Here is a 23,825-nt window from a genome sequence, read left to right as displayed (position 1 = left end):
ATGGTCTTTCCATTCTTTCATGCCGCTCTATGTATTTTCTTCCGATTCTTTTCCGGCAACTCTGTCTATTATCTTCCCATTCTCTTATACAACTCTATTTGTTTTCTTCCAAAAATTCCATTTCCCCCTGCATCCATACCGTTCCCTTAAAGCGTCTTCCGATAGCCGGAACGCCGAGAAGATCTTTCTCATTCATGCAGACATGGAAAATGGCGTCATTGCATTGTACCTTAAGATCCAGCACATTTTCTTGCGTATAGACATTGCTCTTAATGCGTAAAGAAATGATTTCTCCCAAAATGGCATACTGGTCACATTCCACGCCGGTGGGCATAAAACTACTCTCTACCAGACTGTAGAGGTCTTCTTCCTCAATCCTGCGGTTAATTTCCGACATAATATGCATATCGGTCTCCGTCAAAGTCTCGATTGCGTCCTCATCTCCGGCTCTTGCAGCATCAAACAGGCGTTTTTGTTCTCTCTTTCTCTGCTGGAAAACATCTTCGTCTTCTACTCTTTTTTCGATTGGTAAAATGATTTTTCCTTCGACAGCCATGCCGGTTAAAAATACCTGCTTGGGCTTAATCGGTACATTCATCCGCTTTAATTGTCTTGCCTCCAAGGAGTTACAAAGATAAAAAATCAGGGTAATACCGGAGCTGAAATCTTCCATGATACCGGCATAAGTTTCTCTCTCTGTATGTCGCTCAATCCCAGCTTCCTCCGTACGGGCACCTTCATAAGAATGCATATATGGAAAATAATAGTCCCGAACAAACACGCCGTCCGGATCCCTATGTCCCACCACCGTGATTCCCATTGACGGTGCGACCGGAAGCTGATACTGCTCCACTACTCTTCCGGACTCCGCGGCAACAAAGGCAGTACGATATTTTTCATGGATTGCCCTGTCTAAGTAAAATTCCGTCTCCCGATCATTTTGTAAGGCGGAAAATCCTATAGACCGTAGGAACTTGTGCATTCTCTCTCCCTCATCCTTGGTCCTATCATCGCATAGTTACACTGCATCTTACGATATATTCTCTCTCCTTGCAAGATACTTCCCAATAATTGTAAGAAAAAAAGGGATTCAGCCTGTAATAAACTGAAATCCCTCTTTCTTCATAACGAGTATCATTCATAACGAGTATCACTCATAAAGATTGCGGTATCTCGTTGTCCTTATTTTCTCTTCGGTGCAGCATGCACTGCTTCGGAAAATACATCTTCCAGAGCTTCTCCAACCGCTTCATTGTAAGTCGGGTGAGCTCTCATAGCCTTCAGAAGCTGTGGAACGGTAAAACCGTTTGCTACCGCATTCCCGAATTCGCCAATCATATCGGTTGCACGAGCACACATCATCTGGACTCCCAAAACTTTCTGGGTTTCCTTGTCAGCCAGAATCTTCACAAAACCGCGCTCTTCCTTGGAAATCAAGGACTTTCCGTTTGCACTCATCATGAACTTTCCAACTTCAATCTCTATTCCTTTATCCTTTGCTATGGCTTCGGTAATGCCGACGGAAGCAATTTCCGGAGAAGTGTAGACACATGACGGAACTACGGAAAGATCTATGCTTCTCTTTTCTCCTGCAAGCTCTTCCATAAGACAAATCCCCTGTGCGGAAGCAAGATGTGCAAGCTGCATTCCCGGAATCAGGTCTCCGATTGCATACACACCGTCCATAGAGGTCTTAAAGTGCTCATCTACAATCACCCTACCTCTTTCCATGCTAAGACTTACCCCTTCTCCGAAAAGTCCCTCTGTTGCAGGAACTCTTCCTACCGCACAAAGAACATACTGAGAACTAACACTCTCCTCCTGTTCCTTATCCAGATAAATACAGGAAACTCCGTCGGCTTCCTTTTTAATTTCCTTTACCTGTACACCGGTGTGAACCTCTACTCCTCTTTTCTTTAGAATCATCTTCAGATTCTGTGCAAAATCTTTATCCATGTTGGCAAGGATACTGGGCAATGCCTCTAAGATAGTCACTTTTGTCCCCAAAGCTGCAAAGATAGAAGCAAACTCCACACCGATAACTCCGCCTCCGATGATGCTTAAGCTCTCCGGTACTGCTGTGAGTTTAAAGATTTCATCACTGTTCAGAACTCCCTCGCTATCGAGTCCCGGAATCGGTACCGTAGCCGGCTTGGAGCCAACCGCAAGAATCGTATGCTTTGCCTTGCAGTGTATTTCTCCCTCCACAGAGTGAACCGTTACGGAGCCATCCTTTTCCAAGGTGCCCGTTCCTTCCAAAAGCTCCACTCCGTTTGCCTTAAAGAGCTGTCCTACACCGGACACAAGCTTATTAATCACATCATCTCTATAGGATAGAATCTTTTCGTAATCGTAGCGAACATTCTCCGCAAAAATGCCGTACTCCGCTGCCGATTGCATTTCTCGAAACAGCTCCGTAGCATGAATCATGGCCTTTGTCGGAATACAGCCTCTGTTTAAGCAGGTTCCACCCGGCTTGTCCTTCTCTACTACCGCAGTTTTAAAGCCGAGCTTAGCAGACTTTAAAGCCGTCACATATCCTCCCGGACCCGCGCCGATTACGATTACATCATACTGTTTATCCATATTTCTCCTTAATATGCAGAGTACTATTCCTGCATAAGCAGAAATAGTACTCTACTAAAAATCAAACAATCTTATGTCCACTGATACCGAAGTACCGGCTCTCTTGCAGCCTTTACCTCATCCAGTCTGCCGACCGGTGTCGTAACCGGTGCATTGTGGAGCGCTTCCGGATTCTTTTCAGCTTCCTTGTAAAGCTTTCTGAATACTTCAATCGCCTGATCCAATGTTTCCTTCGACTCGGTTTCGGTCGGCTCAATCATGAGTGCTTCATGAACGATAAGAGGGAAGTACATTGTTGGCGGATGCATGCCGTTGTCTAACAGACTCTTTGCAATATCCATTGCGGACACGCCGGTTTTATCTTTCAGATCCTGCAGGCTCATAACAAATTCATGCATACATACTTCATCATACGCCATGGTATACAGATCCTTCAGCTTATAGCGCATATAGTTCGCGTTGAGAACCGCATTCTTACAAGCCTCGGGAATTCCTTCCTTACCTAAGGTAAGAATATAGGTCAGAGCTCTTACTACAACCAGGAAGTTGCCGTAGAAAGCCTTCATATCTCCAATGCTCTTTACCGGCTTAACGAAGTGCTTGTCCTGCTCTCCTTCCACAAGTACAGAAGGGAGGAAATCGGCTAGAAGCTTCTTACATCCTACAACACCGCTTCCGGGACCGCCGCCACCGTGTGGAGTGGAGAAGGTCTTATGGAGATTCAAGTGAATAACATCGAATCCCATATCTCCCGGACGAACTACGCCCATAACGGCATTCAAGTTAGCACCGTCATAGTAGTTTAAGCCGCCGCAATCATGAATGAGCTTTGTGATTTCCAGAATATTGTCATCGAAAAGTCCGACTGTGTTCGGGTTTGTCAGCATTAAGCCTGCCACATCATCTCCGAGCACCGCCTTCAACTTCTCCATATCCACTAAACCGCGCTCGTTTGACGGAATGGTTACTACCTTATAGCCTGCCATTGTCGCACTTGCAGGGTTTGTTCCGTGTGCCGCATCCGGAATGATGATTTTATCTCTCTTAAAGTCATTTCGGCTTTCATGATATGCCTTAATCAGCATTAAGCCCGTAAATTCTCCGTGAGCACCTGCTGCCGGCTGTACAGTAAGTCTGTCCATTCCGGTGATTTCACAAAGCAGCTTTTCTATAGTTTGGATTACTTCCATAGCCCCCTGTACTGTACTCTCCGGCTGTAAGGGGTGAATATCCGCAAAGCCTTCCAGCCCTGCCATATCATCATTTACCTTCGGATTGTACTTCATCGTACAAGATCCCAGAGGATAGAATCCGTCGTTTACACCTCTGGATTTCTTCGATAACTCGGTGTAATGTCGGCTGAGTTCCGTTTCGGAAAGCTCCGGAAGATGCAACTCGGTTTTTCTTCTATCTCCTTCAGGAAGAGTCTTAAGCTCTACGTCACAAGGGGGAAATAAGCTACATTGTCTTCCTGCTCTGCTTTTTTCAAAAATCAGCATACTTACACCTCCTTTATAAGCTGTACTGCCCGGTCAATAGAGGCTTTGTCATTTACCTCCGTGCAACACCAAAGGATTCTCTTCTCATCCAGTGGATATCCTCCGAGGATATCTTCCTTTTCCAAAGCAGCCAAAACCTTATCGGAAGGAATCTCCGATTCCGTAACAAATTCGTTGAAGAACTCTCCGTCCTCTGTTCTCTTAAAGCCAATCTTCTCCAGCTCAGCAGCCATATAATGCGCCTTGGAAAGACAAAGCTCGGCAGCCTGCTTCAGGCCTTCCTTTCCTACTGCCGCAAGATATACACCTACAGCCAGTGCGCAAAGCGCCTGGTTCGAGCAGACGTTACTGGAAGCCTTTTCTCTACGAATGTGCTGTTCTCTCGCCTGTAAGGTCAGAACATAACCGGTTCTTCCCTGATGATCCTCTGTCGCTCCTACAATTCTTCCCGGAAGGCTTCTCTTCATGGCATCCGTGCAAGCCATAAAGCCGATGTAGGGACCTCCAAAGGAGATAGGAAGACCAAGGGCTTGTCCGTCTCCAACGGCAACATCCGCACCGTACTCTCTCGGGGTCTTTACCAGACCTAAGGAAATGGGGTTCACGCTCATTCCGAACTTTGCACCCTTTTCGTGTGCGATTTCTCCGATTTCCTGCGCCTTCTCCAGATTGCCGTGGAAGTTCGGATGCTGAATGAATACTACTGCCGTCCCTTCATCTGCATGAGCCTTGATATAGTCTATATCGGTCAAACCGTTCTTCTCAGGAATGATTTCCACTTCCATCCCATTTCCATGGCAGTAGGTCTTTATAGCGGAAATGTAGTCCGGATGCATTAAAGCGGAAACAAGAGCCTTGCTTCTCTTCCTTTCCCGACACATATTTACCGCCTCAGCTGCAGCAGATGCTCCGTCATAAATAGACGCATTGGAAACATCCATGCCGGTGATATCGCAGATCATCGTCTGATACTCAAAGATAGACTGTAATACACCCTGACTGGTCTCTGCCTGATACGGGGTATAGGAGGTTAAGAAATTCTCCTTGGAAATAACGCTCTTAACAATAGCCGGAATAAAGTGTCTGTAGGCACCTGCACCGCGGAAAATCACGGGAAAAACATGGTTTTTCTTAGCCATGCCCGTCATAATCTTCCGAACCTCAAGCTCCGACTTGCCTGAAGGGATGTTTAATTCTGCACTCAGTTTCACTTCCTTGGGTACATGAGAAAACAGCTCGTCAAAAGACGCAAAGCCGATTTCTTTTAACATCTCTTTTTGCTCTGTACTCGTATTGGGAATGTATTTTCCCATAGCCTCACCGCCTTTCTTATACAGTCTTTAAGAACTCCTCATATTCATCCGCTGTAAGCAAATCTTCCTTATCGCTTACATCCTTAACTTTGATAAGCCAAGCCTCGTACGGCTTTGCATTCATGCTCTCCGGAGCATCGAGTACTTCTTCATTGATAGCACTAACGGTTCCGCTTAAAGGAGAAAGTACATCGGAAACCGCCTTAACGGACTCTACATCGGAGAACGGCTCTCCCATGGTCACTGCATCGCCAACTTCCGGAAGGTTGATGAAAACCAAATCACCCAACTCTGCCTGCGCATAGTCAGTAATCCCTACTAAATACTCTCCGCCTTCTTCCTTCACCCACTCATGAGATTTTGTGTACAATAATCCCTGTAATACTGCCATTTCTTTATCCTCCTTGTTTTCTTTATCTCTAGCACGGGGAATCCCCTTGCTAATCTTTGTTCTCTTTTATTCTCTTTTGTTCTTCTTTGTCTTACAAAGCTTTTCTCTTTTGCAATGATTTTACTCTTTTACAATTATTTAGCTCTCTTATAGAAGGGAAGCGGAATAATCTCTACTTCTACCTTTCTTCCGCGCACATCTACTTCCAGCTTTGTACCGACTTCCGTATAGCGTGCATCCAGCAAAGCCATACCTACCGGCATATTTAAGAATGGTGCCTGTGTTCCGGATGTAGTATGTCCAATTATTTCTCCGTTTAAAAGAACATCCTGTTCTTCACGGATAATTCCTCTTCCGACAACCTTCAGTCCCACTCTCTGAATCTTCGGCTCTCCCTTTGCTTCAATGGCAGCCTTACCGATAAAGTCCGGCTTGTCCATCTTCACTGCAAAATTAAGTCCTGTTTCAAGAGGAGTAATCTCATCATTCATCTCATGTCCGTAAAGCGGCATGGATGCTTCCATGCGAAGCGTATCTCTTGCTCCAAGTCCGCAGGGAACGAGTCCTTCTTCCTTACCGTTCTCCAGTAATAGATCCCACATCTTCTCTGCATACTCATTCTTTAAGTAAAGCTCCACTCCGTCTTCTCCGGTATATCCGGTCTTGGAAACGATGCAGGGCATGCCGCCAACCACTGCGTCAAATACTGCATGATAGTATTTTGTCGGGATGTACTCTTCTTTGGTCAGCTTTCTTAAGATGTCCATAGCCTTCGGGCCCTGCAACGCAATCTGAGAATACTGATCGGAAACATTTTCGAATTTCACATCGCCGAACTGGTGCTTTAACATCCAGTCAAAGTCCTTCTCCTTATTTGCCGCATTTACAACAATAAAGTAGTCGTTGTCTTTTCTCTTATAAACAATGAGGTCATCCACAACGCCACCCTTTTCGTTACACATAAGACTGTAACGGGCTTGTCCGTCAACCATATTTTCAAAGCGGTTGGTCAAGAGCTTCTCCAGATTGGCTAAGGCATCCTTACCCTGGCACAAAATCTCTCCCATGTGGGAAACGTCAAACAGTCCCGCCTGATTTCTAACCGCTAAGTGTTCCTTAATTACACCGGTAGGCTCATACTGTACCGGAAGGCAATAGCCTGCGAAAGGAACCATCTTTCCCCCTGCTTTCACATGGGCATCATACAGCGCTGTTCTTAATTCCATAGCATTCCTCCTTTATTTTGTCTTAAAAAATGTATCTATCCCAAAAACTCCGCAATTTCTTCCGCGGAAATTCTGTAGATTTTTCCTTCCAGATTTCGACTCTTTAAGCCCTCATAGAGAGAGTCCTTGTCGAAATACAAGCCGATAAAGGCTTCTGCAATTTCTTTTTCATCCAAGGTACTGAAAAAGTCTCCGCTTACTGCGGCTTCTTGAATTTTTCCCTCCTTCACTTCAAAAGAAAATTGCATCTTTCCTCCCGGAAAGCGTCCGGTTTTTTCTATCGAAAACTTGGGATTCTTCCCATACAGTTTTTCCTTATTTTCAAAATGTTCCCTTGCAAGTTCGGACACCCGTTCCCGCTCGGAAGACTCCAGCTCGTATTCCCTGCTCTTCGGATCCGCCGCCATAATGGCTTCTATCATTTTTCTTTTAAAGACTTCCGGACTGATCTTTTCTTGCAGGTGTTCGGCGATATTGCAAACCCGCTCCCGTACCGATTGAATACTTTTGGATCGAATCTTACACTCATCCACCTTGGTAGAAGCCACCATTTGCTCTATATCCGTATCGAATAAGAGGGAGCCGTGGTGAACGATGCTCTTTCCCAAGCGATACTGTGCATTTCCGGAAAACTTTCGTCCCTCTATACAGAGGTCATTTCTTCCATTAAACTCTCCATGAACCGACAGCTTTTCCAAGGCATTTAAAATCGGGCTCAAATATCCTCTGAAGTCAATTTCCTCTCCCCTGTCCCGGTCGATGAAGCTGAACTGCCAGCCTCCAAGGTCGGTGTAAATCGTTCCGCCTCCGCTCATTCTCCGAACCAGATGAATCCCTTTTTCCCTGACATAGGGAAGGTTGATCTCTTCCATAAGATTCTGGTACCTTCCGAGCATAAGAGTCGGTGTGGTTCTCCAAAAGAGAAAGACGGTTTCCTCAAAGAGCTTCTCTGTTGCCAGATAATACTCCAAGCCGAAATTTTCATAGACATTTGTGCTATCCAGCTCAATATAAATCATGGACGTCCTCCATCACTTCCCATGCCTTATACGAGCTTCTGGCAAGCGGAGCCGAGGCAACAAAGCGAAAACCGATGTTTAATGCCTTCTCCTTATATCTTTGGAAATCCTCCGGGCTGGCATAGCGTGCGAGGGGATAGTGCAACTTTGTCGGTTGCAGATATTGCCCTATCGTTAAGATATCACAGCCGGTATCGTAGACATCCCGCATTAACTCTTCAATCTGCTCTTCCGTCTCTCCAAGCCCCACCATAAAACCTGTTTTCGTGCGGATACTCTTTCCGTGCTCCTTGCAATACTGTAGAACAAAGAGAGAACGCTCATAACTTGCCTTGGAACGAACCGCTCTCTGCAGTTCCTTTACCGTTTCCACGTTGTGATTTAATACATCGGGTGCAGCCTCCAACACGATATCCAAAGCCTCCGTATCTCCCTGCATATCGGAAATCAGCGCTTCCACGGTCGTTCCCGGGCAAAGCTCCCGGATTGCCTGAATGGTCTTTGCAAACTGCGTCGCTCCCCCGTCCGGAAGATCATCTCTTGTGGAGCAGGTAAGCACGACATGCTTTAGATTCAGCTTCTTCGCGGCAAGCGCTACATTCTTCGGCTCCTCCTCATCGGGCGGCTCCGGTCTTCCCGTACAAACATTACAAAAACGACAGTTTCTGGTGCAAATGTTCCCAAGAATCATAAAGGTAGCCGTATGCTTTCTATAGCACTCCGCAAGATTCGGACAGTTCGCTTCCTTACAAACCGTATTCAGATGCAGATCTTTCATCAGACTTGCCACTTCTTCCGTAGCTTCCTGATTGAAGCGAACCTTGAGCCAGTCCGGCTTTTTCTCTGAAAAGGCTTTCTTTTCTTCTGTTCTTTCCAAGCTTTTTTCCAATGCTTTCTCCCTTACAACTATTCTTCCTCGATAAGGCCTACAACCTCTTCTATCTTTACTTCATCCCCTTCTTCGAAATACACTTCCTTTAAGGTTCCGCTAAAGGGGGACTCCACCTGAGTCACTACCTTATCCGTTTCGATTTCAAAAACCGGCTCCCCTTTTTCTACCTTATCGCCCACTGACTTTACCCAAGAGCACAATACTGCTTCCTGCATCTCTTCCCTAAGCTTCGGTAACACCAATTCCTTTTTCATTGCCTACTCCTATTCTGTCAAAAAAATCGTTCTTTCCTCTATGTGCTCCCTTTGCTATAGCAAAAGAGAGAGCAAGGCTTCTTTTTCTCTGGTGGACTGCTGCCCCAGAACTTTCTCAACATTTTCCTCAAAAAGAGAAAGCTTGTATCGTTTGCCCTGAAATAAGTCTCTCGCCTTCTTTTCGTCCAGTAAGGGGGAGTTCATGGCAAAGTTCTCTATCATCCCCTTTTGCACATGGTAGTCTATAATCAAAGGATAGTCCTTATATTGTGTTTCTCTGTGGAAGTGGAAGGCGGGTGACTTTCCAAAGGTCCATTCCCAGGAACGATACTTTTCTTCCGCAAGCTCCTCTATTTCTTTATGCTCTTCTTCCCCTAAAACAAGGTGTTCTCCATCCCTTCCCAAGAGTTGCCGAAAAAGAAGCTCCATGAACTCTTCTGTCGAAGGGGGCTTCTCCATCGTTTTTTCCCATTCTTTTTTTATATTGGTCACTTCCGATATCGCGGAAACAGAGGCCTTGGAGGAGATATCCTTACTCTTATGCGCAGTGCATATCTCCGATAAAAGCGAAAGCTCCGCATCATACAGAAGTGTACCGTGATGTAAAACACGGTTTCCGCTTACCTTCTGTGCACTGCCGGAGATTTTTTTCTTTCTTATACAGAGGTCTGAAACCTTATCCTGCTCCGCTTGAATGCCCAAGCTTTGTAAGGCCGAGAGAATAACAGATAAAAAACGTCCATAGTCCAGACACTTTTCCCGATCTCGCATCAAGCTGTAATTGATATTGCCCAAGTCATGATAAACCGTTCCGCCGCCACTCATTCTTCGTACGACCGGAACCCCCCTCTGCTTTAACTGCAATAGATTTACTTCCTGGGAAATGTTTTGATAGCAGCCCACAACCACCGAAGGACGATTTCTCCAGAGTAAAAAAACGTCCTTATCCTCTATCTTCCGGAATAAATATTCCTCCAGTGCCAAATTGTAAAAAGGGTCCAGTGTATCACTCAGTACGCCTATCATCTTTCACCCCTTCTGCAAAAAGCAGACCACTCTCCAGTACTCCCAAATGGCATGAAAGCCAATCCGAAGTTATATGAATCTTACTATGTTTCCTATTGTATACTAAGTCACAAGAAACATGAAGCATTTTATCCGGATAATTAATAAATATTTTTGCTTTTCATCAAGTTCATTTATTTATTATGCACGAAAGGATAGTCCTCTATTTGTTTCGGAGCAAAATTGAATTGTATAAATTATACATCGTTAAACATTTTTTATTTTATTTGAAAAATATTCTAAAAAAAACTGCGAAAAGAAAAGTTCTTCTATACGAAGCTTCTCTTTTCACAGTCTTCTCGTCTTTTTCTTGCTTACTCAGCTTTTCAGTCAGTTTTTTAATCCGGTTTATTCTTGCGCTCAGCGCTGTTTAGAACTCTGCTTCTTACTTATACCATACCCTGGCTAAGCATTGCCTCTGCAACTTTCTCAAAGCCGGCCACATTCGCACCGACTACAAAGTTTCCTTCATAACCGTATTTCTTTGCGGCTCCGGATACATTCTTATAAATGTTCTGCATAATCCCTTTAAGTTTTTCATCCACTTCCTCAAAGCTCCAGGAAAGTCGCTGTGAGTTCTGGCTCATCTCCAAGGCGGATACGGCAACACCGCCGGCATTCGCAGCCTTGCCGGGCATATAGAGGATCTTCTTCTCCAGGAAAATATCTACCGCATGCTCATCGGAAGGCATATTTGCGCCTTCCGCAACGCAGAAGCAGCCATTCTCGATTAAAGTCTTCGCTTCCTCTCCGTTCAGCTCATTCTGTGTCGCACAGGGCAATGCCACATCACACTTCACAGCCCATGGACGCTCTCCCGCATGGAAGCTTGCTCCCGGAACTCGCTCTGCATATTCGGAGATTCTTCCTCTCTTTACCTGCTTGATATCAAAAAGTACATCGAGCTTAATGCCCTCCGGATCATAAACATAACCGCTGGAATCTGAGCAGGTCACTACCTTTGCTCCGAGGCTCTCCGCTTTTTGAATCGCATACTGCGCTACATTCCCGGAACCGGAAACCGCAAGCACCTGTCCCTTCAGTTCTTTTCCGGCAGCCTTAAGCATCTCATCCACAATATAGATTAAGCCATAGCCCGTTGCCTCCGGACGAGCAAGAGATCCGCCGAAGCTTCTTCCCTTTCCGGTAAGAACCCCCTCATAGAGATTGGTAATTCTCTTGTACTGTCCGTACATGAAGGCCACTTCTCTTCCGCCTACACCGATATCTCCGGCAGGCACGTCTTCATTTGCCCCGATATACTTATAGAGCTCTGTCATAAAACTCTGGCAGAAGCGCATAACTTCCGCTTCCGACTTTCCCTTCGGGTCAAAGTCTGCACCGCCCTTACCGCCACCGATAGGAAGGCCGGTAAGAGAGTTCTTTAAGATCTGCTCCATACCGAGGAACTTTAAGATTGCCTGATTTACGGTCGGATGGAAACGAAGTCCTCCCTTATACGGTCCGATTGCAGAATTAAACTGTACACGATAACCGATATTCACATGATTTTTTCCCTGATCATCCGTCCATGGCACACGGAAGCTCACAATCCTTTCCGGCTCCACAAAACGCTCCAGTAATGCGTTCTTCCGGTATAAATCTTCATTGGCCTCCACGATAGGAGAAAGGGACTCCAAAATTCTCTTTGCAGCCTCCAAAAACTCCGCTTCATGAGGATGTTTCTTCTCCAGTGCCTGATATACTTCACTTACATAAGACATACATTTGCCTCCATTCTTTCTTCATTTACCGCTAAACTATAGCACCAATTGCGGTTTTCCTACAATAGAAAATAGCTTGCATTCCGAAAAAGAATAGTAATTGTACCCTAAATGGAATACAGTATCCTTAAAGCATAAGCATCAAGAGAAAGGCTACCTTTCCCATCTGTCGTATAGGAAAAGATAGCCTTTCTTTTTTCTTTATATCGGTTACCAAGTGGGCACACCAGAAAATGATGGCGCGAACTGAATTTTTGTCCTTAAAGAGAACGCCCCTAATCTATATTATAATTTAAATCCTTCAGATCTCTCTTTCCCTGAAGATCTTCCTCCAGAAAATCAAACTTAGCCATACCCTTAAAACCTGCCACAAGGGAGGTGGGGAAGCTCACTATTTCCTGATTGATTACGCGAACATTGCTGTTTACGATGCGTTTTGCCGCTGCAAGGTCCTCATTTTCCGAAGCAATCTCCTTCTGGAGTGCTAAAAACTGCTCGGAGGAAAGGAGGTCAGGATAGTTCTCCGCCACAGCACGAATCTGTGAAAGAACATCATTTTGATTCGCAATCACCTGGTTGGTGTCCTTCATACTGCCACCCTGTCTTAAGCCCACAAGCTCCGTAAACACCTTCTCTTCATGCTTGGCGTAGGCTTTTGCTACCTTTAGCATCTCGGAAATCGTGTCATAACGCTTTACCAGTGTGATGTCCACCGTCTTCTTGGATTCCTCGATAGAAACCACATAGCGATTTAACTTATTGCTCTGTCCGATAAACCAAAAGAAAACCACTGCCAAAACAATAATCGGAATTAAAACCATTTTTTTCTCCTTTTCTCTTCTTTTTATGGAAATGCGCTTTACTTCATTTCTAAAGTATACGCTCGTTCCAACACAACGCTTTATGTAAAGATCTCCGTAAAGCCTTCGATAAAATCAATCTCCGCCCGAAGCTTCTTATACTCTTCCACCATGGAAAGCTTGTCTATCGCCTCTACCGTTTTGGGAACAGGGAAAAGCTGATAGCCCGTATAACGGGAGATATACATGCTGCTGTCTTCTATATAGATTGCCGTCCGGCTTTCGGCAATATTTTTGTCAAACCACTCTAAGACAGTCGGGTTTAAAAAGCGCCTCGCCATGAACTCGTCGGTACAGAAAATATTGTAATGTTCGTTATGTCTGATGTCCTCCGTATCAATCTTCAACTCATTTTTCTGCTTACCCGGATAATTCTGTATCTCTCTCTTCAAAATGGCCGTTTTTTCTGTAGGAATAATCCGGATATGTCCTGAAAAGGGTCGCGGAAAATGCATTCGGAAAACCTGTCCGTAGAAATCCGTTACCTCTTTTCTCGATGTCCTTCCTTTGCTGTCCGTGCTTTCCACAACATGATAAGCGTAAAGATTCATTACGGAGAGTTCTCTACTGTCATGAAAGCTAAGTTCCGTATTTCCCTGATAATTAGTGGAAGAGGGACAAACCTTCTTGACAGGGTCCAGAAGAAAGTCCGGCGTGACCTTCATTTCTCCCGCGGGAAAGATCTCTTTTACAATGGGAGATAAAAACCTTTCCACGTAGAGGACTTCGTTGTTCTCTTTCTTTTCACGAAAGAGTTCCCGCTTCCTTTTGAACACGGGATAGACGAAAATGAATCCTAAAACTGCTGCAATACCAAGTCCTACGAACTTAAACATGGCAAAGAGTAAAATCGCTCCAATCACCATGGCAATCTTATACATCTTCCATCGGAGGTTTAGTTTCATCTTTTCCCGAAGAATTTGTAGCTTCTCTTGGTACTCGGAAGAGGCTTCTATCTTTCTGATGCGTTCAAGCTCCTCTTCTCTACTCTCTCTTATTTCTTCTGCCATTCTCACTCCTAAGAACTCACTCCTAAAAATCTACTCTATTGCTATCCGGAACTTTCCTGCAAGACTCGTCTTTTTTACAACTAAGGTCCAGCCAATAACGAGGAAAGTTGAATTGGAATCAAATTAATAAATTATATAATCTGACTGTTTTTAAGAATAATAAAGGAGGAAGGTACTGTCAAGAATAAAGAAGTAAAATACTCATTCTTTTTCAAGCAGTATGAAGCGGAAAGGAATTCCGATTTAGAACTCTGTTGCTTAGCCCATAAAGATTAGGGCAATCAGATTATTTTCCTTAATGAAATAGGCAATGCTTCCTTCCTTCGAAAAGCCCTCTACAATCCACAAGCTTAGAAAGGACTCGGGAAGTAAACTGAAGAGAATCAGAAATACCCAGATGAAGAACAACCACTCTATTCCACCAAGGCAGAGTCCCAGCATCCTGTTTCCGAAATTTAAGACGGGGAGTTTAAAGATATATTCGAGGATTTGTTGCACAATCTTAAAAAGCAGCCTAAAAAGAAAGTACAAGATAATAAAAAACAAAATCCCGTTAATAAAGCTGATAATCTGCTGTGCAAAATAATCCTGCCATTTTCCCATTGTCTCATATAGTCCACCGAAAAGAGGCGGTGCCGTAGGCTCCGGCTGGGAGGGCAGAAAATCACTGATTCCCTTCGGAATAGCTACCATATTGTTTTTTACCGGAAGAATAGCAGACCATATTTTGCTAAAGATCCCTTTTAAAAAGGCACTCTCTACTACCGCTCTGATTGCAAAGGGATAGAGGAGCTTTGCCAATATAATGGACGCAAAAAGAGAAAGAACGGAAAAAATCTTCTTTACCGCCCCTTTTTTATACCCTATTACTGCAAAAATAATAAAGGAAAGGAGTAGGATGATTCCTACTCCTATTTCACTGCTTCCCATCCCTTACCCCATAAAATGTTCTTCTCTCAAGATGAGTTTATCATCCTTGTCATACTTCGGGCGGAAAAGAGAGCCAATCTTCTTGCCTATGCTCGGCTTCTCTGCCTGATCCGCAGTATCTTCAATCAAGTCTCTGGCACTTTCTTCATTTAAGACGATGCCGTCTTCCTCCATAAGCTGGATGCGCTCATAGAGGGCGGTGATGCCCTTCTCCGTAATACTGCAATCAATGCTCTTCGCATAGTTGATTGCGTAATCGGCAAATTCTTCTATATCCATGGAAGAAGCGGATTTCGAAGTAGCCTTTTCAGCAGGGCGAACGTCCTCCTCTATCGCTTTTCTATCCTCTCTTACCGTCGGAAGAATTTCTTCTTCCTCCTCTTCTTCATTTTCCTTATTTGCCTCTTCTAAGACCTCGGTATAAGGTCTTGCAGGGCGTTCAAAGATAGAAGGCTTATGCGGAACATACTCTTCCGGCTCCTCCGCGTCTTCAGGCTCATCGAGATATTCCTCTTCGGATTCTTCCTCACCCTCTTCGTCATAAAGAGCTTTTTCCGCGCTTTCCTCTTCGGGGAAAGAATCCTTTTCCAGATCTACCTCTTCCAGAAGATCATCCTCTTCCTCTTCATGATCGGATACGATATCAAAATACTCGATGAACTTCGGTCTATCCTCTGCAAGTCGATCGAAATGATCCACTTCATCAATTAAAACAACGGAAGAAGCATCCTTCGGATGAAGAATATATTCCTCAATTTCATCTAAAACAGAATATTTCAATTTACCGGCATGCTCAATGATTAAGTCTCTCTCCTGCAATTTATCTGCAAAAACGGCAAAGCCCTTTTCATTCAGCTTATCTGCACTGACCTTTGCCACTTTAAAATTGAGATTATGTTCTTTATGGAAATACTTGATTTCCTCTACTGCAATATGAAAAGCTTCCTCTATCGTTTTCGCTTCAACAATCATGTGGTAGTTCGGAAAACTTCCCTTTGTCGGCTCATTTTCTATGGAAGCACTCTCTACAGCCGGTTCTGAACTTGCTTTTGTTGTAGCTTCTTCTAAGTTAGCCTTTTCCGGTTCCGCTTCTCCCAAAGAAATTCTGTCATCTGACTGTAGGTCCTGCTTCTCTTCCGCTACAGAAACTTGCTCTTCTTCGAATGAGGGCTGCTCCGCATTTTCCTCTTCAGGAGCAATCTGCTGCATCTTCGGAAGTTCGGAAGCATCCTCCTCCATGTCATCATCAAGGTAGCCTTCTTCTGAATCAGCTTTTACCAAAGTCTCCTGAACCACTGTCTTTGGCTCCTCATTATATTCTTCTTTTACAATAGTACGAGGTGCTTCCTCTTCTTTCAGCGGGCGGTAGTGGAGTTTTAAGTCCATTGCCTTATCCACATATTTTCCCATACCGAAGAGTAAAATCATCTTATCACAGGTACGAACACAATCGTCCTCTCTTCCCGCCTCTCCGTAAAGCTTTGCCAATTCGTAAAGCCACTGCTCTTCCAGTTCCGTTTCCGTGAACTGTTCCAAAGGACCGACAAGCTGTTCCGCCCTTGCTCCCTTGGCTTTCAAAATCATATACTGTAAAAGGAATTTGCGAGGATCCTCCGGACTTACATCCATAAACTCCCTGTAAAACTCCACCGCATCATCAATAGCACCGGAGCTTAAGGATAACTCGGACAGCTTATATAGGAAGCGCTTTCCGACCGGAGCTCTTTCAAAGGCAAGTAATAAAATATCCTTTGCTTCCTCATACTCTCCGTTTTTTTCATAAATTTCCGCAATTGAAGAAAGCAAATTTGCATTGCGGACTCTATTCCAGTCAATGGTGTCGGCAATCTGCATCGCCGTCTTATAGTCTCCCTGCCCGCTTAACTTTTTAATTTGCTCTGCTTTAATGCTAAACTCGTACTTATCCATATTTCCCCTTTTTCCTTTATAAGCTGACTCTTCCGTCCAATGCTCTAAGGAGTGTTATTTCATCTATATTTTCTATATCTCCCCCCACAGGAACTCCTGAAGCGATACGGCTTAGTTTGATTCCCAGCGGTTTAATGAGCTTTACGATGTAGCTCGCGGTAGTTTCCCCCTCTAAAGAAGAATTCGTGGCAATGATTATCTCTTCCACATCAGCCGGCAGACGTTGCATAAGCTCTTTTAAGCGAATGTCATCCGGTCCGATACCCAAAAGCGGTGATATTGCGCCATGTAGGACATGGTAAACTCCATTGTATCTTCCTACTCTTTCATAAGCTCCCATATCTCTTGGATTCTCTACAACCATAATCTGCCCGTGATTTCTTCCTTCATCCCTGCATACCGGGCAAAGCTCTTCATCCGTCAAGGTACAGCAACATTTGCAGTAGCGTATGCTGTCTCTTGCTCTTTTTATACTGTCGGAAAGAGCATAAGCACTTTCCTTCTCTTCATTAATGATGTGATAAGCCAAGCGCTGTGCAGACTTCGCACCGATACCGGGAAGTCTGGAAAGCTCCTGCACCAGTTTATCCATATCTTTGGAAAAATATTCCATTAAAATCCTAAGCCCATTCCCCCTGTCAATCTGCCCATTTCTTGACTGGAGTCCTTCTCTATCTCAGTTAACGCTTGGTTTACCGCAAGCGCAATCATCTCTTCCAAGGTCTCTACATCCTCCGGATCTACTGCATCCTTATTAAGGCTCACCTTTAAGACTTTTTTTTCTCCACTGATTACAATCTTTACGGCACCGCCGCCGGCCTGTCCGGTATATTCCTTCTTGGCCAGTTCCTCCTGTGTCTCCTCCAGCTTCTTCTGCATCTTCTGGTATTGTTTCATCAGATTGTTCATATTCATGCCGGGCATTCCTCCGGCAAAACCGCCATGCTTAGCCATTATTCCTCCCTGGAAAAAAACTCTTTTTACATAATCAAAATCTTTGCTATTTTATCATGAATCCGATAGATAAATCTATTACTTTTCTTATTTTTACCTTACAGCAGAAGCTTTTAATAGATTTTGCCTGCAAAAATGCAATAAAAAACGATTCAAAGCTAATTATCCGTGATTTCTATGGGCATATCGATTTTTTCCAGTTCTTCATCGGAAATATAGCGGGTACTCCGTTCTCTTTGCTCTGCAGCCCCGATATGAAAATGATATTCTATACGATACTTTTCCTTCAGAACTTCCTCCAAGGAATTATTGGAAGATAAAATATTCCGGCTGACATCATCCATTGGAATAATCAGCATGGATTTCTTATCCTTCCCGGGATAAATACGGGACTTCACAAGAGCCCCTCGCATGGGCTGCGGAAAATAGCTGGGCACAACTGCCCAGTTTTTCTTTAACTCCTGGTAATCTTCAAACTGTGCTTGAGGAAGTTTTACCGTCTTCTCCTGTTCTGTCTCTACAGGGTTTTCCGATACATTCTTTCCCCCTCCCAAGACAGACGCGCCCTCCACAATTCGAACGCCCTTCCGTAGCCCTTCCTCAAGCTCCTGCATACGCTGCTGTAAAGCATCGGCTGTTCCTTCCGTTTCCGGATAGGCAAGCTTCATTAAGCAGGTTTCGAGGAGCACCCGCTTTTGATTGGCATAGCGAAATTGCTGTAAAAGCTCGGAAAGGAGACGAATTCCTCTAAGAATCTCCTCCATGGGCATGGATTCCGCATCCTTCAAAAGTCTGTTTTTGTTTTCCTCTGATAAATCCACTAAGCCTTGCAGATTGTTAACGGACTTCGCAAGCATCATATTCCTAAAATAGCTTAAAAGATCCGAAACATATTGGCTAAGCTCCTTACCTTGCTCGAGGACTGTCGCAATATTTTCCATAACCGCTTGAATATTTTTTTGCCGTAAAGCGGAAATCATCTCGGAAAATACCGCAGTATCAACGGCCCCCAATACCTTCAAGGCATCTTCATAGGAAATTTCCTGTTGAAAATCATAGCTTGCGCACTGGTCCAGAAGACTAACGGCATCTCGCATGGATCCGTCTCCCATACGGGCTATATAGTCCAAGGCTTCTTCGGAAATGGCAATATTCTCCTCTTTGGTAATCATTTCGAGTCTTTTTGCTATTGTCTCTACAGATATACGCTTAAAGTCATAGCGCTGGCAACGTGACAAAATGGTAATCGGTAAAGCGTTTGGCTCCGTAGTTGCAAGAATAAAAATTACATACTCGGGAGGTTCTTCCAAGGTCTTTAAAAATGCATTAAATGCTGAGGGAGAAAGCATATGAACTTCATCAATGATATAGACCTTATATTTCATATCGACAGGCGGGTACTCCACCTGTTCCCGAATCAAACGAATGTCGTCTACTCCATTATTGCTTGCTGCGTCCATCTCATAAACATTGATACTGGTATTTGACAAAATGGACTTACAATTCTTGCATTCGTTGCAAGGATTCCCGTTAATAGGATGTTCACAGTTTACTGCTCGGGCAAGAATCTTTGCCAAAGAAGTTTTCCCGGTTCCCCTTGTACCGCAAAAAAGGTAGGCATGACCTACCCTTCCGCTACTTACCTGATTTTTAAAGGATTTTGTGATAGCATCCTGTCCGACTATGTCATCAAAATCCTTGGATCTCCATTTTCTATATAAGGCTGTATATCCCAATAAGCTGTCCTACTTTCTTATTTTTCATCACCGAAGGAAATACCCAGCAATCTTGCTTCCTTAACAATTCCTGATTCCGGATCCACGGTCTTTAATTTTCCGGCAATGTCAGCAAGAGGAACTGCTACGATTTCCGTATTTTTCAAAGCAAGCATATAGCCGAATTTTTCCTTCTTAATCAGTCTCGCCGCCTCTGCACCGATTCTGGTTGCAAAAACCCTATCATAAGGAACAGGATGTCCACCTCTTTGTGTATGACCCGGCACGGTAACTCTTACTTCTGCACCTGTTTTTTCTTCAATCTCCTTTGCCAGTTTATAGGCAACAGAAGGGTGCAGCTTTCTTTCCTCTGCAATCTTCTTTTTTAATTCCTTCTTTGTCAGCTTGGAATCTTCTTCGGAAATAGCCCCCTCAGCAATTGCAATAATGGAAAAGCGAGAGCCTCCGGCATGACGCTCTGCAAGCTTCTTACAAACAGAATCTACATTGTACGGAATTTCAGGAAGTAATATGATGTCTGCACCGCCGGCAAGCCCTGCATACAAAGTAAGCAGCCCAACCTTATGTCCCATAATCTCTACAATAAAGACTCTTCCGTGACTTGCCGCAGTTGTATGAATGCAATCAATTGCATTGGTAGCTACCTCTACTGCAGAGTAAAATCCGAAAGTCATATCTGTACCATAAAGGTCATTGTCAATGGTCTTCGGGCAGGCAACAATATTCAATCCTTCTTCGCTAAGAAGATTTGCCGTCTTTAAAGAGCCATTTCCTCCTAAAACGACAAGACAATCCAAGCGAAGCTTTCTATAGGTATGCTTCATTGCTTCCACCTTATCCAGACCATTTACATCCGGCTCATGAATCAGCTTAAAAGGAGTTCTGCTGGTCCCCAGTATAGTTCCGCCTTCCGTAAGAATACCGGAGAAATCCGACTTTTCCATTCTTCGATACTCGTCGTAAATCAGTCCTCTATATCCATCTAGAAAACCATAAATCTCAACGTTATCAAATAAGTTAAATAAGGATTTACCAACACCTCTCATAGTAGCATTGAGTGCCTGGCAATCCCCTCCACTGGTTAAAATACCAACACGCATAATTCTCCTCTCCTACTTGAAAAACTGCAGTTTGCTTGTAGAACAAATTTTTCCGAATCAATCTTCTATTCTCACCGTATAAGATTTCTCCTATACAATAGAGTATAGCGGATTTCATTGCAAGTATATCGTTGTTCTATATTAGTTTATTACCCTGTTTTAGTTTATTATTCTATTTTAGTTTCAATTTCAAAAAAAAGGAACCCCTTAGGGTTCCGGAGTTGCGGGAGATGGATTTGAACCAACGACCTTCGGGTTATGAGCCCGACGAGCTACCAGACTGCTCCATCCCGCGATGATATGGAAATGGGGCCTACAGGGCTCGAACCTGTGACCCTCTGCTTGTAAGGCAGATGCTCTCCCAGCTGAGCTAAGACCCCATATAAAGACATTTCTGTCTTAGTGGATGGAGGTGGATTCGAACCACCGAAGTCAGTGACAACAGATTTACAGTCTGCCCCCTTTGGCCACTCGGGAATCCATCCATATATAAAAGCCCTTAGGCTAGCGACCCGGAACGGATTCGAACCGTCGACCTCCGCCGTGACAGGGCGGCGCTCTAACCAACTGAGCCACCGGGCCATTTCGTACCTGCTTCTTATAATAGAAGTTTATATCTTACCGAGTACTTAGTAAACCCCGGAGTGCAATTCTCCGGCAAAAACCTTTCCTCAGAAAAACAACATATCAAAGAAATAACTCTAGCAGTAAAACAAATCAATCAGACGCATTGGATAAGCCCTCGACCTATTAGTAACTGTCAGCTGAATGTATTGCTACACTTACACCTCAGTCCTATCTACCTCGTTCTCTTCAAGGGGTCTTACTCTTGCGATGGGATATCTCATCTTGAGGTTGGCTTCACGCTTAGATGCCTTCAGCGTTTATCCATTCCCAACTTGCCTACCCTGCGATGGGATTGATTCCCAACAGGTTCAGCAGAGGTCAGTCCATCCCGGTCCTCTCGTACTAAGGACAGATCCTCTCAAATATCCTACGCCCGCGCCGGATAGGGACCGAACTGTCTCACGACGTTCTGAACCCAGCTCGCGTACCGCTTTAATGGGCGAACAGCCCAACCCTTGGGACCGACTTCAGCCCCAGGATGCGATGAGCCGACATCGAGGTGCCAAACCTCCCCGTCGATGTGAACTCTTGGGGGAGATCAGCCTGTTATCCCCAGGGTAGCTTTTATCCGTTGAGCGATGGCAATCCCACTTTCATACCACCGGATCACTAAGTCCGTATTTCTACTCTGCTTGGTCCGTCAACCTCGCAGTCAGGCTCCCTTATGCCTTTACACTCTTTGGATGGTTTCCAACCATCCTGAGGGAACCTTTGAGCGCCTCCGATACTCTTTCGGAGGCGACCGCCCCAGTCAAACTCCCCACCTGACATTGTCCCTTGACCGGTTTACGGCCTAAGGTTAGAAATCCAATAACATAAGGGTGGTATCCCAACAGCGACTCTGATAATACCGAAGTACTATCTTCTCAGTCTCCCACCTATCCTGTGCATACATTACCGAATCCCAGTATCAAGCTGGAGTAAAGCTCCATGGGGTCTTTCCGTCCTGGCGCGGGTAACCAGCATCTTCACTGGCACTTCAATTTCACCGGGTGCATTGTTGAGACAGCGCTCAAATCATTACGCCTTTCGTGCGGGTCGGAACTTACCCGACAAGGAATTTCGCTACCTTAGGACCGTTATAGTTACGGCCGCCGTTTACTGGGGCTTCAATTCAAAGCTTCGCTTACGCTAACCTCTCCTCTTAACCTTCCAGCACCGGGCAGGCGTCAGCCCATATACTTTACCTTACGGTTTCGCATAGACCTGTGTTTTTGCTAAACAGTTGCTTGAGCCTTTTCTCTGCGGCCCAGTTGCCTGGGCACCCCTTCTCCCGAAGTTACGGGGTCATTTTGCCGAGTTCCTTAACAATGCTTCTCCCGCCGGCCTTAGGATTCTCTCCTCATCTACCTGTGTCGGTTTGCGGTACGGGCTTACTAAACACTATAGCGGCTTTTCTCGCCACAGAGTCCAAGAGCTTCTCTACTTTATTTCGATCCGCATCAGGTCTTCAGATTATGTAGCGGTTTTTCCTACTACACTCCTACCTCCCTTGCACCGGTCTTCTCATTCCCGGCTCTCTCTTTCTCCATGTGTCCCCACATTTCTGATTTAGTAAGGTACTGGAATCTACACCAGTTGTCCATCGACTACGCGTCTCCGCCTCGCCTTAGGCCCCGACTTACCCAGGGCAGATCAGCTTTACCCTGGAAACCTTAGATATTCGGCCTGGAGGATTCTCACCTCCATCTCGCTACTCATTCCGGCATTCTCTCTTCAAAACAATCCACGGCTCCTTCCGGTACCGCTTCATCTCGTTTTCAATGCTCCTCTACCGATGGTTTACACCATCCCTAAGCTTCGGTGTCATGTTTTAGCCCCGTTAATTTTCGGCGCAGGACCTCTCGACTAGTGAGCTATTACGCACTCTTTGAATGTGTGGCTGCTTCTAAGCCAACATCCTAGTTGTCTATGAAATCCCACATCCTTTACCACTTAACATGTACTTTGGGACCTTAGCTGTAGATCTGGGCTGTTCCCTTTTGACTACGGAATTTATATCCCGCAGTCTGACTCCCGCTTATATCTTACCGCCATTCGGAGTTTGATATCTCTTGGTAGACTTTGACGCCCCCTCAAGAATTCAGTGCTCTACCTGCGAAAGACTTATCAGCGAGGCTAGCCCTAAAGCTATTTCGAGGAGAACCAGCTATCTCCGGGTTCGATTGGAATTTCTCCGCTATCCACACCTCATCGCCACCCTTTTCAACGGATGTGCGTTCGGACCTCCACCAAATTTTACTTTAGCTTCATCCTGGACATGGATAGGTCACCCGGTTTCGGGTCTATATTTACTGACTTAACGCCCTATTTAGACTTGCTCTCGCTTCGGCTCCGGACCTAAAGTCCTTAACCTTGCCAGTAACTATAACTCGCCGGACCGTTCTACAAAAAGTACGCGGTTCAGCTTGCGCTGTTCCACAGTTTGTAAACACAGGGTTTCAGGTTCTCTTTCACTCCCCTCCCGGGGTCCTTTTCACCTTTCCTTCACAGTACTAATCGCTATCGGTCACTGAGTAGTATTTAGCCTTGGGGGGTGGTCCCCCCGTCTTCCTGCCAGGTTCCACGTGTCTGACAGTACTCTGGATACTGCTTAATCCTTTATGCCTCGTGTAAGGGGCTTTCACCCTCTATGGCGCCTATTTCCATCGGCTTCCACTCACTTACAGATCTTTATGCAGTCCGAACCCCGAGGTGCACGCACCTCGGT

At 44.9% G+C, this 23,825-nt stretch carries 19 protein-coding genes, 4 tRNA genes and 1 rRNA gene (1 of these 24 cut by a window edge); all 24 read right to left on the bottom strand.

The window, feature by feature from the left end; genetic code table 11:
* Window positions 1-94: 94 nt before the first annotated feature.
* Window positions 95-982: a DUF3881 family protein gene (locus tag HMPREF9625_RS00165; protein WP_009535305.1), complete on the bottom strand. Its 888-nt coding sequence runs from the start codon at window positions 980-982 to the stop codon at window positions 95-97.
* 200 nt (window positions 983-1,182) lie between these two features.
* The gene (gene lpdA, locus HMPREF9625_RS00160) at window positions 1,183-2,586 is read right to left on the bottom strand and encodes a dihydrolipoyl dehydrogenase (RefSeq protein ID WP_009535306.1); all 1,404 of its coding nucleotides are present in this window, start codon (window positions 2,584-2,586) and stop codon (window positions 1,183-1,185) included.
* Window positions 2,587-2,657: 71 nt separating this feature from the next.
* Entirely contained in the window at window positions 2,658-4,085 is a 1,428-nt protein-coding gene (gcvPB, locus tag HMPREF9625_RS00155) for an aminomethyl-transferring glycine dehydrogenase subunit GcvPB (protein WP_009535307.1), read from the bottom strand.
* A 2-nt stretch (window positions 4,086-4,087) separates the two neighbouring features.
* On the bottom strand, window positions 4,088-5,398 hold the full coding sequence (gcvPA, locus tag HMPREF9625_RS00150) for an aminomethyl-transferring glycine dehydrogenase subunit GcvPA (protein ID WP_009535308.1): 1,311 nt from the start codon (window positions 5,396-5,398) through the stop codon (window positions 4,088-4,090).
* A 16-nt stretch (window positions 5,399-5,414) separates the two neighbouring features.
* The gene (gene gcvH / locus HMPREF9625_RS00145) at window positions 5,415-5,789 is read right to left on the bottom strand and encodes a glycine cleavage system protein GcvH (protein WP_009535309.1); all 375 of its coding nucleotides are present in this window, start codon (window positions 5,787-5,789) and stop codon (window positions 5,415-5,417) included.
* 134 nt (window positions 5,790-5,923) lie between these two features.
* Window positions 5,924-7,015 (bottom strand): glycine cleavage system aminomethyltransferase GcvT, encoded by a 1,092-nt coding sequence (gcvT, locus tag HMPREF9625_RS00140; protein WP_009535310.1) that lies wholly within the window; start codon window positions 7,013-7,015, stop codon window positions 5,924-5,926.
* A 35-nt stretch (window positions 7,016-7,050) separates the two neighbouring features.
* Complete coding sequence (locus HMPREF9625_RS00135; protein WP_009535311.1) at window positions 7,051-8,034, bottom strand: lipoate--protein ligase; 984 nt, start codon at window positions 8,032-8,034, stop codon at window positions 7,051-7,053.
* Window positions 8,021-8,923 carry a lipoyl synthase gene (lipA, locus tag HMPREF9625_RS00130; protein ID WP_009535312.1) on the bottom strand — a complete coding sequence of 301 codons (903 nt, stop codon included), beginning with the start codon at window positions 8,921-8,923 and terminating at the stop codon, window positions 8,021-8,023. The genes HMPREF9625_RS00135 and lipA overlap by 14 nt, the downstream gene beginning before the upstream one ends.
* Before the next feature lie 17 nt (window positions 8,924-8,940).
* The gene (locus HMPREF9625_RS00125; protein WP_009535313.1) at window positions 8,941-9,180 is read right to left on the bottom strand and encodes a biotin/lipoyl-containing protein; all 240 of its coding nucleotides are present in this window, start codon (window positions 9,178-9,180) and stop codon (window positions 8,941-8,943) included.
* Between the two features lie 54 nt (window positions 9,181-9,234).
* A complete protein-coding gene (locus HMPREF9625_RS00120) occupies window positions 9,235-10,206 on the bottom strand; it encodes a lipoate--protein ligase (protein ID WP_009535314.1) in 972 nt (323 codons plus the stop codon).
* 428 nt (window positions 10,207-10,634) lie between these two features.
* Entirely contained in the window at window positions 10,635-11,969 is a 1,335-nt protein-coding gene (gene gdhA / locus HMPREF9625_RS00115; protein WP_009535315.1) for an NADP-specific glutamate dehydrogenase, read from the bottom strand.
* A gap of 275 nt (window positions 11,970-12,244) precedes the next feature.
* Window positions 12,245-12,790 (bottom strand): LemA family protein, encoded by a 546-nt coding sequence (locus tag HMPREF9625_RS00110; RefSeq protein WP_009535316.1) that lies wholly within the window; start codon window positions 12,788-12,790, stop codon window positions 12,245-12,247.
* Between the two features lie 80 nt (window positions 12,791-12,870).
* A complete protein-coding gene (locus HMPREF9625_RS00105; protein ID WP_009535317.1) occupies window positions 12,871-13,839 on the bottom strand; it encodes a DUF3137 domain-containing protein in 969 nt (322 codons plus the stop codon).
* Between the two features lie 258 nt (window positions 13,840-14,097).
* Entirely contained in the window at window positions 14,098-14,769 is a 672-nt protein-coding gene (locus HMPREF9625_RS00100; RefSeq protein ID WP_009535318.1) for a CvpA family protein, read from the bottom strand.
* A 3-nt stretch (window positions 14,770-14,772) separates the two neighbouring features.
* Entirely contained in the window at window positions 14,773-16,698 is a 1,926-nt protein-coding gene (locus tag HMPREF9625_RS00095) for a tetratricopeptide repeat protein (protein ID WP_009535319.1), read from the bottom strand.
* Window positions 16,699-16,714: 16 nt separating this feature from the next.
* Complete coding sequence (recR, locus tag HMPREF9625_RS00090; protein WP_009535320.1) at window positions 16,715-17,311, bottom strand: recombination mediator RecR; 597 nt, start codon at window positions 17,309-17,311, stop codon at window positions 16,715-16,717.
* Entirely contained in the window at window positions 17,311-17,652 is a 342-nt protein-coding gene (locus HMPREF9625_RS00085) for a YbaB/EbfC family nucleoid-associated protein (protein ID WP_009535321.1), read from the bottom strand. Before HMPREF9625_RS00085 ends, recR begins: the two co-directional genes overlap by 1 nt.
* 158 nt (window positions 17,653-17,810) lie before the next feature.
* Window positions 17,811-19,388, bottom strand: a complete 1,578-nt coding sequence (dnaX, locus tag HMPREF9625_RS00080; protein ID WP_009535322.1) for a DNA polymerase III subunit gamma/tau — start codon at window positions 19,386-19,388, stop codon at window positions 17,811-17,813.
* Window positions 19,389-19,405: 17 nt separating this feature from the next.
* Window positions 19,406-20,488: a 6-phosphofructokinase gene (locus HMPREF9625_RS00075; RefSeq protein ID WP_009535323.1), complete on the bottom strand. Its 1,083-nt coding sequence runs from the start codon at window positions 20,486-20,488 to the stop codon at window positions 19,406-19,408.
* Window positions 20,489-20,709: 221 nt separating this feature from the next.
* Window positions 20,710-20,783: transfer RNA gene (locus HMPREF9625_RS00070), tRNA-Met, on the bottom strand.
* A gap of 12 nt (window positions 20,784-20,795) precedes the next feature.
* Window positions 20,796-20,868 (bottom strand) — tRNA-Val (locus HMPREF9625_RS00065).
* Between the two features lie 23 nt (window positions 20,869-20,891).
* Window positions 20,892-20,973 (bottom strand) — tRNA-Tyr (locus tag HMPREF9625_RS00060).
* A 23-nt stretch (window positions 20,974-20,996) separates the two neighbouring features.
* Window positions 20,997-21,070, bottom strand: a tRNA-Asp gene (locus HMPREF9625_RS00055).
* Window positions 21,071-21,217: 147 nt separating this feature from the next.
* Window positions 21,218-23,825 (bottom strand): 23S ribosomal RNA (locus HMPREF9625_RS00050) (it continues 271 nt past the right edge of the window).

Origin of the sequence: Oribacterium parvum ACB1, assembly GCF_000238055.2 — a bacterium.
Classification (GTDB): Bacteria; Bacillota; Clostridia; order Lachnospirales; family Lachnospiraceae; genus Oribacterium; species Oribacterium parvum.
This window is presented reverse-complemented; position numbering and strand designations above follow the sequence as displayed.